The sequence below is a fragment of the Thermorudis peleae genome, from assembly GCF_000744775.1.
Classification (GTDB): domain Bacteria; phylum Chloroflexota; class Chloroflexia; order Thermomicrobiales; family Thermomicrobiaceae; genus Thermorudis; species Thermorudis peleae.
This window is the reverse complement of record NZ_JQMP01000001.1, coordinates 272,784-287,897: the sequence shown is the minus strand read 5'-3', so window position 1 is coordinate 287,897 and position 15,114 is coordinate 272,784. Positions and strand designations below refer to the sequence as shown.

The following is a 15,114-nucleotide window of genomic DNA, read 5'->3' as shown; positions in this document are numbered from 1 at the left end:
GCACCACGGGTGAACATGGCCTGGCGTTCGGCGTCGCGCGTGGCAGCCGTGAGAAGGCGGGGCCGATAGCGTATGCTCAGCGGCAGGAATACTGGAGGACGTGATGTCGCTTCTGATCCGAACAATCATGACAGCGCTGTTCAGCGTGCCGGCCGTCGTGCTCGTCGTCATCATCATCGGGCCACACCGCGTGCGCGCTGCGCTGGCAACGCTCCGCCGCCGTCTGCTCGGCCGCTAGCGCCCTGCCGCTGCTCGCGCTCGGTTGCCGGGAAGCCGGTGGGGAGCGCGACGGCCGCGCTGGCCGCTGCCCCAGGCACACGTCGCCAGGGGTGAGGCGGGTGCAGCCTGGGGCGAGCGCCCGCGGCGCCCTCAGGCAGCCGGCGGGGAAGGCGAGAGGGGCAGCTTGGCGAGCAGCCGGGCGATGCGGGCACGGCGCGGGTCGAGCCACTGCCGGCGCAAATGGGCGAACTCCGCTGGATCCAGGTCTGGGCCCGGCACGATGCGGTAGCTTGGCCCGGCCCGCTCCAACCGTGCCCCGACCGCCCGCATGCCGCGCAGCGTGCCGACCAGCTCGGAGGAGCCGGGGACGCCCCCGTCCAGCTCGTAGGCCAGCCGGAAGAGCTGCTCCCAGAGCGCAGCGTCGTCGGGCGAGTCGTCGCGTGGGTCAACAAAGTAGCGTTCGGCTCGTGCAAAGCTGTCGCTGTACTGTATTCCGCTTAAAGAATGCGATTGAGCAGTATCGTTCCTCTCTTTTGTCTCGATACTCTGAGCCGCACACGCTTCGTCCACTGCCTCAGCTTCGCGCGCCCAGCCTGCCGCTGGCTGGCCTGTCTGTCCTGCACCACTGTCAGCTGCCTGCGCGGTTGCCGGCGGAGCGGGGGCGTCCTCGTGGTCCGGCGATCGTGACGGAGCAGGCGGCGTGCTGGTGGGGGATGCGGGTGACGCCGGTGGCTCGGTTGCCCGTGACCGGGCGAGTGCGCTGGTGCGGTGGGGCGCATCGGGTGCGTGGGCGGGCGCGGGTGATGGAACCGATGGCGTGCGCGTCGCAGTGCTCGACGCGGTTGACGCGGGTGATGCGGGTGCGTCGGTTGACGTAACTGACATCGGTGATAGTGGTTGACAGTGGTTGAGTTGGTTGAGCGGTTGAGTGGTTGAGTGCGGTTGAGTGGTTGAGTGCGGTTGAGTGGTTGAGTTGGTTGAGTGCGAGTGGTGTAAGTGGTGTGGAGCAGCGGGCTGAGAGGGGGACAGTGGTGCGTCACTCAACCCACTCAACCGGTGCTGGGTCAAGGTGGTTGAGTGGATTTCCGCGTCGTCATGCGGTTTTTGCCGGTACTCAACCGACTCAACCACCTGTGCACGATGTGCGTGTTTTGGGGTTGAACTCGGGATGGCGTACGCTCCGTTGGCGTCGGCCTGGACGATGCCTTCCGCGGCGAGCTTCTGCAGGAGCTTCCACGCAGCCTGGAGCGATGTCCCGCGGGCGCGGGCGAGCTCGCTCGCGGTCATCGGCCCGTGCTGGTGCAGCAACTCGAGCACGGCGCGGCGTTCGGGCGACTGGGCTGGCGCCGAGAGTTCGTTGGCCGACTTCATGAGTTGCCAGTGCCCAGCCCGGAACTGTAACGCATGTTCTCCGTCTTCCAGGTCGCGGCCGGTCGCCATCAGCGTCGCCTCGGCTGAGCCGCGCGAACGCTGGAGCACCAGTACGGCATCGGCGGCGCCGGTCAGGCCAGTTGTGCCGCTCACCAGGTCGAGCGGGTCGTCGGCGTCGGCTTTGCGGGTGTGGTGGACGACCAGAACAGCCAGGCCACGGCTGGCGGCGAGCTCAGCCAGTGGCTGCAGCGCCTCGTAATCGACGTCGTAGAGCGCCTGGCGCATTCGTTCGCGCGGGCGGATCCGTTTGAGCGTGTCGATGACGACGAGCCGGCAGTCGGGGTGGACGGCGAGCCAGGCGGCCAGCAGTTCCAGTCCGCCGTCGTCGAGCCGCGGCCAGTGGGTTTCGAGGGCGAGGCGCTGGAGCATGCCGGGTTGCCATTCGGGCAGGAGCCAGCTCATGCGGTCTTTGAGCCGGCGTGGCGTGTCTTCGAGCGCGAGGTAGAGGACGGTGCCGGCCTCGACGGGCACGGTGCCGAGGGCGCGGCCGCCGGTGGCGACGGCCAGCGCAAGGTCGAGCGCGAGCCAGCTTTTGCCGAGCTTGGGGCGTCCGGCCAGGATGGTGAGGCCTTCGGGCAGCAGGCCGGGCACGATCCAGCGTGGTTCGGGGAAGTCGCGGGCGAGGAGCTCGTCGGCGGTGATGGTCGGTGGGATTGGCGGAACAGACTGCTCGTTCGGCTCAACTGTGGGATCCGGCAGCGGCCAGGGCGCGGCGGTGGCGAGCAGCTGTTCCACGTCGGCACGGGTGTGTCCTGCGGCCAGGTAGTCGGCGGCATCCCCGCCGGGCGGGGCGTCGGGCCAGCGGATCTGCCGGATGGCGGAGCAGCCGAGGGCGTGGAGCCGGGCGGCGATGCGGGCCATGTGGTCGTGGCCGACGGGGTCGTGGTCGGGCCAGAGGTAGACGGTGCGGTCGCGGAGGGGGACGAGGGCGGCGTCGCTGGGGGTGGCGCTGGCGCCGGTGACGGTGCCGACGGCGGGCAGGCCGTGCTGGCGGAGGGCGTCGGTGGCCTTTTCGCCCTCGCAGACGATGGCGATGGGGCTGGGGCCGAGCTGGTCGATGCCGTAGAGGGGGAGGGCGGTGGTGGGGCGGCCGGCGAGGCCGGGGGCGCCGTCGGGGGTTTCCCACCAGAGGCGCTTGCCGGTGGGAGTGTCGCGGCGGCAGTGGACGGCGACGAGCTGGCCGGTGGCATCACGCACCAGGTAGCGGGTGACCACGCCAGCCTCCTGCTCGGCCGGCGCAGCCGGAGCGCTGCTCCCTGTGTGGGTAGCCGCGCTGCTCGTGCGGGCAGCACGGCTGCCCTCCGCCGGCGCAGCCGGGGCACTGGCCACACCGCTGGCAGCACGGCTGCCTGGCCTGGTGGGGGTGACGGGGGTGGCGGGCCAGAGGCCGCGGGCGCGCAGGGCGGCGAGGACGGCGGTCTGGGGGCAGCCGGCGTGGCAGTGCACGAGCAGGTGGTCGCCCTGGAGGGAGAGGCTGAGGCTGGGGTGCTGGTCGTCGTGGGCGGGGCAGTGGGTGCGGCCGGAGCCGCGCTGGGCGGTGCGGTGGCAGGGGCAGCGGGGGTTGGGGCAGGTCAGGGCGGCGAGGAGGGGGGCTGCCAGGGGAGCGGTGGTGGCGTATACTGAAGGGGAACCGGGGGGCATTCCCGGGATCCTTTCGTGGTGGGGGCCGAGCTGGGGCGCGCTCGGCCCCTTCTGCTGCACGGCGACTCCGGCCGGGGCGCGGGGTGGGATGGTGCCGGAGGGGACGGGAAGCGGGCTGCGGGGTGGTCGTGGGAAGGGAGAGGTTGTTCCCCGGGTGTCCCCACCGGCTTCCCGTTCCTGTTCGGAGTGTAGCAGGTGTTCGAGGGGAATGCAAGCTAATGTTTTGACATAACATGCTGAATGGAACGAGAGGGGGTGGTGCGGCGGAGCCGAGGAGTGGGGGCGGGCGTGGGGCGTGGGGGCGCGTGCTGGGCGCGACAGCCGGGCGTGGGCGCGTGCGCCCGGGGCTGGGGCGGTCGCTGCGAACCGGCGGGGCAGCCCGCTGCAGCCGACTGCAGTCTGCTGGCGTGTGACGGCGGTGTGGTGTGTGCTCCGGCCGCGGCGACCTGGAGGCGTCCCGTGGGCGATGGCGTGCGGGATGCCCCCGGCGTTGGCCGGTGGTGCTCGTGCGGGGGTGTCCGTGAGCGAGCGGCCAGGGTGAGTGGAGCTGGGGCGCGTGCGCCCGGGCGGCTGCCCGCCGCTGTTGTGATGGCGGCCGAACAGGTATGCCACGGCGACGGAGTGCCGTATGCCTGGGCGGAGCTGAACGAACAGGCCGGAACAGCCGCGCTCGGGCGGGGCAGGCTGGTCAGGAACTGGTCAGGAGCTGGTCAGGCGCTGAGGGCGGCGACGTCCGGGGCGGCGATGCTTAGCGGCGTCAAGGGGCAAGCGTGGGGCGTCGTGACCAGGGGCGCTCTCCCGGCTGATCCGCGCAGCGACGTTCAGCAGTGTCAGCGGGCAAGCGCCGGGCGGCTCAAACCCTGCGCCTGCTCCGTGCGGCGTACGATCACGCTCCCGGCGTCAGTGGGCGAGGGCGGGGCGGTCGGCCAGGGTCGGCGGGGTGAGTGGCACGAATGTGCTGCCACTGAAGTCTTCGACGTGGGCAGCGTCGTCGAACCAGCTCGGCGGGGCTGGATGTCCCCAGAAGGTCTGCCGCTGCGGGTCGTTCAGCCGCCAGCAGATCGGCGGGAAGTCGGGGTCGGGGATCAGGTAGTCATTGGTGTAGAGCTCGATGCGGTTGCCGTCGGGATCGCGCAGGTAGAGGAAGAAGGCGTTGGAGATGCCGTGCCGCCCCGGCCCGCGTTCCAGCGCGCTGCCCTGTCCGGCCGCTGCCAGGATGTCGGCGGTCCGCAGCACGTCGACCGGCTCCTGCACCCAGAAGCCGATGTGGTGCAGCCGTGGCCCGTGCCCGGTCATCAGCGCCACGTCGTGGACGTTCTGCTTGCGGTGGAGCCAGCTGGCCCACACCCGCGGCGGTTCCTCGTCGGTGATCGTATATTCTGATCGCTGGAAGCCGAGCGTGTCGATGTACCAGGCCTCGCCGGCGGCGACGTCGGGTACGTGCAGGTTGACGTGGTCGATGCGCATCACGTGGGCGCCGCGCTGGCGGTCGAACCGTTGCAGCAGCCGCTCCACGGGCTCGACGGTGTGGTAGAACTCGACCGGGAAGCCCAGCGGATCCTGGATGCGCAGCGCCCGGCCCTGGCCACGTTCGGCGCCGGGCTCGATCCAGCGGTGCGGCAGGCCGCGGGCGGCGACGAGCTGGGCCAGCTGGTCGAGGTCGTCCTCGCTGGCAACGCGGAAGGCGATGTGCCCCAGCCCGGGTGTCGCGGCCTGGCGGAGGATCAGGCTGTGGTGCTCCCACTCCTCGTAGCCACGCAGGTAGAGCCGCCCGTCCTCTTGCGCGGTCTCGACAAAGCCGAGCAGGTCGACGTACCAGGCACGGGCACGGGCGAGGTCGGTCACGCGCAACTCGACGTGTCCGGTCTTCAAGATGGTAAACGGCAGGCGGTTCGGTGTCATGCTGCCCCCCTTTCGCCGCTACTCGTCCCAGGGCACTGGATCCGGCGTGCCTTCATCGTAGTAGAGCGCAGCGCCGAGGCTGTCGAGCAGGTCGGGCGCGGGCGCGGGGGCCGGCGCGGCGGGCGCGAGCGTGCGGTATTGCCCGCCGTAGTAGAGGAGCGGCGTCCCCGGCTCACCCAGCGCCAGCGCGGTCACTTCGCCCACCACCAGCCAGTGGTCGCCTCCGGGCAGCCAGCCCACCACACGGCAGGCGATGGCCGCCAGGCAGCCAGCCAGCCGCAGCCCGCCCTCCCACGGCTCAATCGGCAACTCCGGCCGTGGCCCCAGCACTGGCTGCCCGGCGAAGTGGCGGGCGATCGGCTCCTGGTCGCGCGCGAGGATGTTGATGACGAAGTGCCCGGCCTCACGCAATACCGCGACCATGCGGGCCTCGCGGCGCACGCTGATCAGCACCAGCAGCGGCTCGAGCGACACCGAGATGACCGCGTTGGCCGTCATGCCGTGCTGCACCGTGCCGGCCTGCGCGGTAATCAGCGTGACGCCGGTGGCCAGTTGCCCCATCACCCGGCGGAACGTTGCCGGATCCCGTGCCACATCGGTCAGGCCCATCACCCGCTCCTGACGCTAGATGCCGCTGGCCGGGGCGGGCTCTTCGGCAAGCTCGCGCTCGACCCGCTCCAGGAACGCCGCGATCCGGGCCTTGTAGGGCTCCTTGTCGTAGCTGGTGTAGAGCGCGCCGGCCATGCGCACCGGGTCGCCGAAGAAGAAGCGTTCGTAGAGCACCTGGCGTGAGCCGAAGGCGCTGAGCGTGGCATCCCAGGCCAGCCGGAACAGCTTGAGCCGCTCGTAGGCTTCGCAGTTGCGCCCCTGCAGGTACTTGTCGATCAGCGGCCCAATTGGACTCTGAACATCGGCCTCGGTCGGGATCGCCATCAACCCGCTCGCGCCCAGCAGCTGGATGATCTCGATCATCCGCGGGTAGAGCCGTGGGAAGAGGTTGCGTGCGGCGTTGAGCGGCGCCCAGGCCGGGGTGACGATGCCCCAGCGGCTGCGGGCTGCGTCGGCTTCGGCCGCCCGCAGGAAGGCGCGCATCATCTCCAGGTACATGATCAGCTCGGCCAGCTTCTCCTGCACGTGCTGGAAGCCGTCGATGCCGATCTTGTCGGCAATCTGGGCGGCCAGGCCGAAGAGGAACTCTGCCTTGGCGACGTTCTTGACTACGACCTGGTGCGCCATGTGCACCACAGCGTTCGTCTCGGCGAAGACGCCGTTGCAGCGCTCGACGTCTTGGTAGAGGAACACGCGTTCCCACGGCACCAGCACGTCGTCGAAGACGACGACCGCGTCCATCTCTTCAAAGCGCGAGCCGAGCGGGTGGTCGAACGGCGAGCGTCCGTAGTCGAACGATTCGCGGCAGAGAAACTTCAGGCCCGGCGTATCGACCGGGATGGCGAAGGCGAAGGAATAGGGGGCATCTTCTTCAGTGCCTCGGAGGACGGTCGAGGGGAAGACCTCGATTTCGTCGGCGATCGGCCCGAGCGTGGCCAGCATCCGCGCCCCGCGGATGACGATGCCCGCGTCCGTCTCTTTCACCACCCGGGCGACGATGTACGGATCGGCTTGCCGGGATGGCCCGACCGCGCGGTTGACCTGCGGGGTGATCAGCGTGTGCGTCAGGCAGAGGTCGTTGTCGCGCACGTAGGCGTAGTACTGGCGGATATTCTCGCCGAAGCGCGGGTCGTTCTGGGCGAAGTAGTCGGCGGCCGCGGCCATCGCCGCCAGCCCGGCGTTCAGGTAGTCGGGCGTGCGGCCGAGCATGCCGCCCGAGTAGTCGGCCCACCGCTTCATCATCCGGCTGCGGCGCTGCAGGTCGTCGAGCGTCCGCGGCTGGATGAACGACAGGCCGGTGCGCTCTCCCGTCGAGGGCTCGAGGTAGGTCAGCTCGTCGCGCAAGGCGGGGTCGTGCTGCATGTCGTAGAGCGCGGCGATGCTGCGGGTAATGTTGCGGAAAGCCGGGTGGGCGGTGATATCGCCCTGCACCCGCTCCCCGTGAATCCAGACTTCGCGCGGGTGTTCGCGGAGCCGCTGGAGGTATGCGGCGCCAGTCCGTGCTCCCATGGTGCTCCTCCTTCGTGCTGCTGGGCATCCACTGTCACTTATTGTCCCACACCCATTCGCGGGATCCGGTGGGTGCCGAGCGCGACATGGATCGTCTTGACCTCGGTGTAGAACTCGAACGAGTAGAAGCCGCCCTCGCGGCCGATCCCGCTCTCCTTCATCCCCCCGAACGGCGTGCGCAGGTCGCGGACATTCTGTGAGTTGACCCACACCATGCCGGCCTCGAGCGCCGGCGCCAGCCGCATGGCCCGCGTGACGTCGGACGTCCAGAGGTAGGCCGCCAGCCCATACTTCACGCCGTTGGCGATGCGGAGGGCCTCCTCTTCAGTGGAGAAGGGGATGACGCACAGCACCGGGCCGAAGATCTCCTCCTGCGCGATCCGCATCGTCGGCTGCACGTCGACGAAGAGCGCGGGGCGCAGGTAGTTGCCGCGGGCAAGTGCGGGGTCGCTGGGCCGCTCGCCGCCGACGGCAAGCCGCGCGCCTTCCTGCTGGCCAAGCGCGAGATACCCCTGCACCCGGGCGAGCTGGCGCTGGTGGATCAGCGGCCCGACCTCGGTCGCGGGGTCGAGCGGGTCGCCCACGCGGATGTTCCGCACCCGCTGGATCAGCCGGTCGACGAACGTGTCGTAGATTGTGCGTTCCACCAGCAGGCGTGACCCGGCAGTACAGCGTTCGCCGTTGAGCGAGAAGACGCCGAAGATGGCAGCGTCGAGCGCGCGGTCAAGGTCGGCGTCGGCGAAGACCAGCACTGGCGACTTGCCGCCGAGCTCCATCGAGAACCGCTTCAGCGTGTCAGCGCCCACGCGCATCAAGCGCTTGCCCGTCGTCGTCTCGCCGGTGAAGGAGACGAGGTTGACGGCCGGGTGGGCGGCGAGGGCTTCGCCGACCTGCTCCCCTGGCCCGTAGAGGAGGTTGAACGCGCCCGGAGGCACGCCGGCCTCCTGCACGATCTCCGCCAGCAGCGTGGCCGAGAGCGGCGACCAGCTGGCTGGCTTGAGGATGCAGGTGTTGCCGGCAGCCAGGCAGGGGGCGACCTTCCAGGTCTCGAGCATGAACGGCGTGTTCCACGGCGTGATCAAGGCAGCGACACCGACCGGCCGCCGGACGGTGTAGTTGAGGAAGGTGGTGTCCACCGGGTAGCTCTCGCCGGTAATGCGGGTGGCCATCTCGGCAAAGAAGTCGAAGTTGTCAGCGGCGCGCAACACCTGCGCCTCGCGAATCTGGGTAATCGGGATGCCGGTATCGGTGCTCTCCAGCACAGCGATCTCGTCGGCCCGCGCGCGGATCCCCTCGGCGATGCGGCGCAGGATGCGCGCGCGCTCAGCCGCGGGCAGCCGTGGCCATGGCCCCTCGTCGAAGGCGCGTCGGGCGGCCTGCACCGCGCGCTCGACGTCAGCCGGGCTCGCCACTGGCGCCGTGGCAATCGGCTCGTTCGTTGCCGGGTTGAGGGAAACGAACGTTTCCGTGCTCTCGCCAACGGTGAACGTCCCATCGATAACGTGCGCCAACTGCTGTACGCGTGGCAGGACGCGCTCGCGCAACGCCGTGTAGTGTGCCTGCTGGGTCGTTGTCATCGTGCTCTCCTCTCATGCTGGTTCGGCGACGATGGGGTTCTCCAGTGCCCCCACGCCGACAACCTCTACCCGCACGACGTCGCCCGGCTGCACGAACCGGATGCCCTCCGGCGTGCCGGTCAGGATGACATCGTCGGGTTCGAGCGTCAGAAAGTCGGTGAGATAGGCGATGAGGTCAGCGACCTTGTGGATCAACTGGCTCGTGTGCCCCTCCTGGCAGAGTTCGCCGTTGACGAACGCCCGCAGCGTCAGGTTGTCCGGATCGATCGCCTCCCCTTCGACCAGCCACGGGCCGAGCGGGCAGAACGTGTCGAACCCCTTCGCCTTGACCGGCGGCCGGAAGTAGTTGGTGATAAAGTCGCGGGCCGTCACATCGTTGGCCACCGTATAGCCACGGACAACCTCCAGCGCGCGCTCCTTCGGCACCTTCCGGCAGCGTCGCCCGATCACGACGGCAAGCTCGGCTTCGTAGTGCAGCTGCGTGACCCCACGGGGATAGACGATTGGCGCGCGGTGGCCGATCAACGCCGTCGTTGGCTTGAAGAAGAGCACCGGCGCCGTCGGGGCTTCCATCCCCAGCTCGCGCGCGTGTGCGGCGTAGTTCAGCACCAGCCCGATGATCTTGCGCGGCTCAACCGGCGGCAGCCACGTCACCGCGTCGAAGGCGTAGGCGCGCCCAGCCTCGTCGATGAGTCGCTCGTCCTCAACCTGCCCCACGTGCAACCGGCCGTCGGCGAGAAAGCGTGCGGTGCGCATGCGTCAGGCTCCATTCCCCACCGGCGCTGCCGCTGTTTCAGCTACCAGGCCGTAGCGTGCCGCGACCGCGCGCAGCCGAGCCTGGTTCTCCGGCGACGGCAGGACGAGCGGAAGCCGCAGCTCGGGCTGGATTTTGCCCATCAGCCCCAGCACGTACTTCACCGGCCCCGGATTCGTCTCGATGAACAGCGCCTCGTTCATCGCCAGCAGCTGGTAGTGCAGGGCGCGGGCTTCGTCCCAGCGTCCGGCGACGGTCAGTTCGTACAGCTGGGCACACTCGCGCGGCAGCACGTTCGCGGTGGCGCTGAAGTAGCCAGCACCGCCCAGCGCGAGCAGCGGGAAGCAGAGGGCCTCGATGCCGGAGTAGACCAGCAGGTCGCTGCCGCAGCGGTCGAACAACCGGCTTACCTGGGTGAAGTCGTAGTTGGCCTCCTTCACCCCCACCACGTTCGGGCAGGCGCGTCGGATGCGGGCCAGCGTCTCCGGCTCCAGGTTGACTGCCGTGCGCCCGGGGATGTTGTAGAGGATCAGTGGCAGGCGCACCGCGCGCGCCAGTGCCGTGAAGTACTGGTAGAGCCCCTCCTGGGATGGCCGGCAGTACGGCGGCGTAATCACCAGCGCGGCGTCGGCGCCAGCCTGCTCGGCGAACTGCGTCAGCCGGAGGGTATCGGCGAACGAGTTCGCGCCGGTGCCGGCGATGACCGGCACGCGGCCACGCACGGCCTCAATCGCTGTCGCGATCACCTGCTCACGCTCTTCGAGCGAGAGCGACGCTGGCTCGCCGGTCGAGCCCGTCACCGAAATCCCATGGCTTCCGCTGGCCAGCTGCCACTCGATCAAGTCGCGCAGCGTCGCCAGGTCGACCGCCCCATCGCGGAACGGCGTCACCAGCGGCACCAGCGACCCACGCAACCCAGACGTCTCCATCACCCTTCACCCCTTTCGCTGGACTGCCATGCGCTGCGCTGTGTGGTCATTCGATCCTCCTCCTTTCCTCCGCACGGTCTGCGTGCTGGTCATGGCCATCGGCGGCAACCACGCCGCGGCCAGCCTCACGGCGGGGCGCCCGCTGGGCAAGCGTCCAGGCGTGGAAGGCGTCGGCGGTGGCCAGCTTGTGCTGGCGGACGACACGCTCGATCTCCTCAGCTGGCGCGCGCTCGGCGATCAGCTGGGTGATCCGCCGGTGGTCGTCGAGTGAGGCGCGGGCGCGCGTCGGCAGCAACACAAAGATCGACTGCCGCATCGAGTCAAGCTGCGTCCAGGCTCGCTCAATCTGCCCCACGAGATAGCGGTTCGGGCAATGGGCGTAGATGGCCTCGTGGTATGCCCGGTTCAACGCGCCGTACCGTAACATGTCGCCCGCATCCACGGCCGCTGCCATGTCGTCTTCAAACGCGCGCAGGATCGCGACATCGCGCGGCGTCATGCACGGGGCGGCCAGGGCTGTCGCGTACCCCTCGAGTACGGCCAGGGTTGACAGCACGTCGAGGTACTGCCGTTCGTCGATGGTGACCACCCGGGCGCCAGCATTCCGCACGTACTCCACCAGCCCCTCCGCCTCAAGGCGGCGCACGGCCTCGCGGAGCGGCGTCTGGCTCATCTGCAGCTCGCGGGCGAGCTCGTCGATGATCAGGCGATAGCCAGGACCGTAGACCCCGCTGACGATCCGCTGCCGAAGAATCTGGTACGCCACTTCCTGCTTGTTCATCGCCATCCCTTGTCTGGCCTGCTGTACTGCAGCGATCATACAGGAAATCCTACACGATGTCAACTGCCACGCTATCCACCACTCCCTGCGCCCTCATCGCTGAACGGCAGCGTCACGCGACGTCGGGCACGGCCGCGGCATTGGCCCCTGCCTCATCTCCGGCGCGTCGCCTCAGTGCCCTGCACACAGGCGCACGCGTGGCCAGCCCCCACGTTAGCCCATGCGGCCGCGTCGGGCGTGATCGCTGCCGTGCCCGCGCGGCCGAACATCCCCTTGCCGGTATTAGCTGGAAGCGTGTGGCGCGGGAAGCTGCGCAAGAAGGCGCTGCAGTGCCGCGACAGCACGGGCAAACGCCTCCGGTCCGCTGAAGCCGCCGCGCTCGCCAGCGAGTGTCAGATGCGGTTCAAAGGAGAGATAGCCGTCATAGCCGCGGGCGGCCAGCGCAGCAAGCGTCTCGGCGACCTCGCCGTCGCCTTCCCCCGCCGGTGTCACCTGGCCGGTCGCCAGCTGCGCGTCCTTGATGTGCACGTGGGCAATGTACGGCGCGAGCAGCGCGAATCCCTCGGTATGCGGCCGCACGCCACACTGGACAAAGTTCGCCGGGTCCCACACGGCCCGGAGCCACGGCGAGTTGATCGAGGCGAGGATGTCGTGGCACCGCTCGGGGATATCCCCGTAGATCAGCTTCTCGTTTTCGTGCAGCAGCACAATGCCCCGGCGCGCGGCTCGCTCAACAAACTGCTGCAGGCGCGCGAGCACCTCTGCACGATACTGCTCTGGCACGGCCCCAGCCGGCAGATAAAACGAGAAGATCCGGATGCCCCAGGCCCCGAGTTGCTCGGCGATAGCAAGCGCACGGTCGAGCCGCGCCAGCTCGTGATCTACTGGGTCAGTAATCGGCGTCTTCCCGATCGGCGAGGCGATGACCGGGATGGGCATCCCGCGCGCGGCCGCTTCCTGCTGCACGATGCGCAGTTCATCATCGCTCAGCTCAAGCACGTTCTTCCCCCAGGCACTGCGGAGTTCCAGGGCCTGGACGCCAGCCTCGTGCATCACGGCTAGCGCGGCGGCTGGCTCAGCAGCAATCTCATCGCCGATCGCGGCAAGCTTCCACCCACCTGTCACGCGTGAGACTCCCTTCACCGTGCGCCCACTGGCAACGGCAACGTCACGGGCTCGCCATGGCGTGCCGAGGCATAGACCGCCAGGATCAACTCCAACGCGGCGCGCGCCTGTTCTGGCGTCACCGCCGGTTCACGGTCCTGCTCAATCGCCTCCAGAAAATCGGCAATCTGCTGCCGGTGGCCCTCGCTGGACAAGCTGCCCGGATCTGCTGCCGCGCTCGGGCGGGCCTGCTCAGCCACCTGCCGCGGACTGTCTGGCACGCCCCACAGCGTGAGGGCTCCCTTCTCCACGCGCACCGTTCCCCGTGTGCCGGTCACCTCAAGGCGCTCGTCAAAGCCAGGGTAGGCGGCTGTCGTTGCCTCGATCACGCCGACAGCGCCGTTGCGGAACCGCAGGTGCGCCACTGCCAGATCCTCAACCGGGATCGTGTGGGCGACGGTTGCACACGTGGCGTAAACGCGTTCCACCGGGCCGACGAGCCAGAGGAGCAGATCAACGAAGTGGACGCCCTGGTTCATCAGCGCGCCGCCGCCGTCGAGTTCCCAGGTTCCCCGCCACGCGGCGCTCTCGTAGTACGCCGCTGACCGGTACCATTTCATGACGACATCAGCCAGAAAGACGTCCCCGAGTGCGCCGGCCTCGAGTGCGCGCTTGAGTTCCTGTACCCCTGGATCCCACCGGCGCTGCGAGATGACGGTAAGCTTCACTCCCGTTTGCCGACAGGTCGCAATCAGCTGGTCGGCCGCTTCGAGCGTCACGTCGATCGGCTTTTCAACAATCACATGCTTGCCTGCGCGAGCTGCTTGCATGCCAAGCGTGGCGTGCAACCCACTCGGAGTCGCGATGCAGACAACATCGATATCCGGGCGGGCAAGCACAGGTTCCAGCTCGGTGTAGGCCTCGACGCCAAACTCGGCTGCTCGGTGCTCGGCAACCTCTGGCACAACGTCCACGATGGCACGCAACTCCGCGTTCGGTAGCGCCTGGATCGCCCGTGCATGGATTGGCGCAATCACCCCGCCGCCAACGATTGCAAACCCATAGCGTCGCTCTGCCATCACTCTGCCTCTCTCCGTTCTTGTCCGATTGCCGCAAGCCATTCCCGCAACACCTGCACGTGCTGCGGCAGCGCAACGGCTGGATCAGCCAGTTCTGGATGCCAGCGCTTCTCCCACTCGACGGAGAGCCAGCCGCGGTAGCCGTGCTGCGCCAGCAGCCCCAAGATCGCGCGAACCGGGACATTGCCTTCGCCAAGCAGGCAGAGTTCCCATGCTGGCCCGTCAACCCGCGCATCCTTGATGTGGACAAGCATCAGCCGGTCGCCGAGCAGGCGCATTGTCGCGTCTGGCGTCTCGCCGACCCGGAAGGGATGCAAGGTGTCCCAGAGTGCCCCGACCGCGCGGCTCGGCACCATGTCCAGTACGGCAGCGACGCGCTCGCCGCTGGCAAAGCTGTCATGGGTTTCGAGGGCAATTGCCACGCCCGTTTCCTCAGCCCATGGCGCTGCACGGTTCAAAATGCGTGCTGCGCGCGCCCGAACCGCTTCCCATGCCTCCTCGGGCGCAAATGGCCCGCCGAACACCCGAATCATCGGTGCGCCGAGCGTCTTGGCGAGGGTCAGTGCGGCCCGAATCGCCTCGCAGACTGCTGACTCGTCCTCGTCGCCAACGAGCCGGATCGAGGTGTCGAATGCCACGGGCGAAAGCCCGGCACGCTCAAGCGTCTCCCGGATCATGGCCTGGTGCTCCGGGGGAAGCGCGAGCGGGATCACTTCCCCGTTGAGGAGGCGTAACTCAATCCCCTCATATCCCCATTCCCGTGCTGCGGCAACAGCCTGGTCCAGCGACCAGCCTGGACAGGCCAGGTTGGAAAACGCCACGCGCATGCTGCTTCTCCCCACTGCTTACCCCTGCTCGCACAGGGCACGAACCATCCGGACACTGATTGGCAACTGCGTCGCCAAATCGTCCCAGCGGCATTCAAACGAACACAGCCCGCTGTATCCCGAGGACTGCAGGGTGGCCAGGAAGCCCCGCACGTCAGCCGTGCCGAACCCCGGTGGCTTGCGTTCGCTATCAGCCAGGTGTGCGTGTACAATCCGCTCGCGGTGCGTTGCGATCGCGCTGAGCGGCTCATGTTCAGCAAGCATGTGGTAAAAGTCGGCGACCACGCCCACGTCATGGAGATCGTAGGCCGTGAGGAATGCGACGGCCTCGCTGATCGTGTTCCAGACATTGCTTTCAGCCCGGCGCAGTGGCTCGAGCGCGAGCTGCAACCCGGCTTCCCGCGCGTGCTGGGCCAGCATGCGCACGATGCGGGCAAGGCGCTCGTTGGCCCGTTCAATTGACATTGATGGCGGGATGCTCCGCGCTTGCCCACTGCCGAACACCACCACCCGCCCACCAAGCCGCGCAAGCCGCCGAAGGAGCCCCCAATAAGGGTCACGTAGAATGTCCGTTGTACCACGGCAGCGATGACAGAAAGCGGAGGCGCAACAAGCACACCTGGTAGTACGAGCGCGATCCGGAGACGCTTGCGAACTCAGTGACATTCCCTGCCAGTGTTGTCTCGAGCCCTGGCCGTAGCAACGTCCGCCGTGTACGCCGGAACGTGGTCGGTTGTCTGTCGTATGCCTAC

The 15,114-nt window shown here is 68.5% G+C and carries 13 protein-coding genes; 1 reads left to right on the top strand and 12 read right to left on the bottom strand.

What is annotated here, in order from left to right; translation table 11 throughout:
* Nucleotides 1-103: 103 nt before the first annotated feature.
* On the top strand, nucleotides 104-238 hold the full coding sequence (locus tag N675_RS14710; protein WP_277870620.1) for a hypothetical protein: 135 nt from the start codon (nucleotides 104-106) through the stop codon (nucleotides 236-238).
* A 131-nt stretch (nucleotides 239-369) separates the two neighbouring features.
* On the opposite strand, the gene N675_RS13375 is transcribed toward N675_RS14710, so the two are convergent.
* The 12 genes from N675_RS13375 to N675_RS01260 form a co-directional block, all read right to left on the bottom strand.
* Entirely contained in the window at nucleotides 370-2,865 is a 2,496-nt protein-coding gene (locus tag N675_RS13375; protein ID WP_156100767.1) for an AAA family ATPase, read from the bottom strand.
* Between the two features lie 1,326 nt (nucleotides 2,866-4,191).
* Complete coding sequence (gene hpaD, locus N675_RS01310) at nucleotides 4,192-5,193, bottom strand: 3,4-dihydroxyphenylacetate 2,3-dioxygenase (protein WP_081886754.1); 1,002 nt, start codon at nucleotides 5,191-5,193, stop codon at nucleotides 4,192-4,194.
* An 18-nt stretch (nucleotides 5,194-5,211) separates the two neighbouring features.
* On the bottom strand, nucleotides 5,212-5,802 hold the full coding sequence (locus N675_RS01305) for a flavin reductase family protein (protein WP_197066249.1): 591 nt from the start codon (nucleotides 5,800-5,802) through the stop codon (nucleotides 5,212-5,214).
* A 15-nt stretch (nucleotides 5,803-5,817) separates the two neighbouring features.
* Nucleotides 5,818-7,311 (bottom strand): 4-hydroxyphenylacetate 3-monooxygenase, oxygenase component, encoded by a 1,494-nt coding sequence (gene hpaB / locus N675_RS01300; protein WP_038037504.1) that lies wholly within the window; start codon nucleotides 7,309-7,311, stop codon nucleotides 5,818-5,820.
* Nucleotides 7,312-7,349: 38 nt separating this feature from the next.
* On the bottom strand, nucleotides 7,350-8,888 hold the full coding sequence (gene hpaE / locus N675_RS01295; protein ID WP_051913793.1) for a 5-carboxymethyl-2-hydroxymuconate semialdehyde dehydrogenase: 1,539 nt from the start codon (nucleotides 8,886-8,888) through the stop codon (nucleotides 7,350-7,352).
* Nucleotides 8,889-8,900: 12 nt separating this feature from the next.
* Nucleotides 8,901-9,644 (bottom strand): fumarylacetoacetate hydrolase family protein, encoded by a 744-nt coding sequence (locus N675_RS01290; RefSeq protein WP_038037502.1) that lies wholly within the window; start codon nucleotides 9,642-9,644, stop codon nucleotides 8,901-8,903.
* Nucleotides 9,645-9,647: 3 nt separating this feature from the next.
* Nucleotides 9,648-10,571 (bottom strand): 4-hydroxy-tetrahydrodipicolinate synthase, encoded by a 924-nt coding sequence (gene dapA / locus N675_RS01285; protein ID WP_038037500.1) that lies wholly within the window; start codon nucleotides 10,569-10,571, stop codon nucleotides 9,648-9,650.
* Between the two features lie 46 nt (nucleotides 10,572-10,617).
* Nucleotides 10,618-11,391 (bottom strand): GntR family transcriptional regulator, encoded by a 774-nt coding sequence (locus N675_RS01280; protein ID WP_231577886.1) that lies wholly within the window; start codon nucleotides 11,389-11,391, stop codon nucleotides 10,618-10,620.
* Nucleotides 11,392-11,634: 243 nt separating this feature from the next.
* The gene (locus tag N675_RS01275; protein ID WP_038037499.1) at nucleotides 11,635-12,477 is read right to left on the bottom strand and encodes a sugar phosphate isomerase/epimerase family protein; all 843 of its coding nucleotides are present in this window, start codon (nucleotides 12,475-12,477) and stop codon (nucleotides 11,635-11,637) included.
* Nucleotides 12,478-12,491: 14 nt separating this feature from the next.
* Nucleotides 12,492-13,535, bottom strand: a complete 1,044-nt coding sequence (locus N675_RS01270) for a Gfo/Idh/MocA family protein (protein ID WP_038037497.1) — start codon at nucleotides 13,533-13,535, stop codon at nucleotides 12,492-12,494.
* Entirely contained in the window at nucleotides 13,535-14,362 is an 828-nt protein-coding gene (locus N675_RS01265) for a sugar phosphate isomerase/epimerase family protein (protein ID WP_051913791.1), read from the bottom strand. Before N675_RS01265 ends, N675_RS01270 begins: the two co-directional genes overlap by 1 nt.
* Before the next feature lie 18 nt (nucleotides 14,363-14,380).
* Nucleotides 14,381-15,028, bottom strand: a complete 648-nt coding sequence (locus N675_RS01260) for a sugar phosphate isomerase/epimerase family protein (protein ID WP_081886752.1) — start codon at nucleotides 15,026-15,028, stop codon at nucleotides 14,381-14,383.
* Nucleotides 15,029-15,114 lie beyond the last annotated feature (86 nt).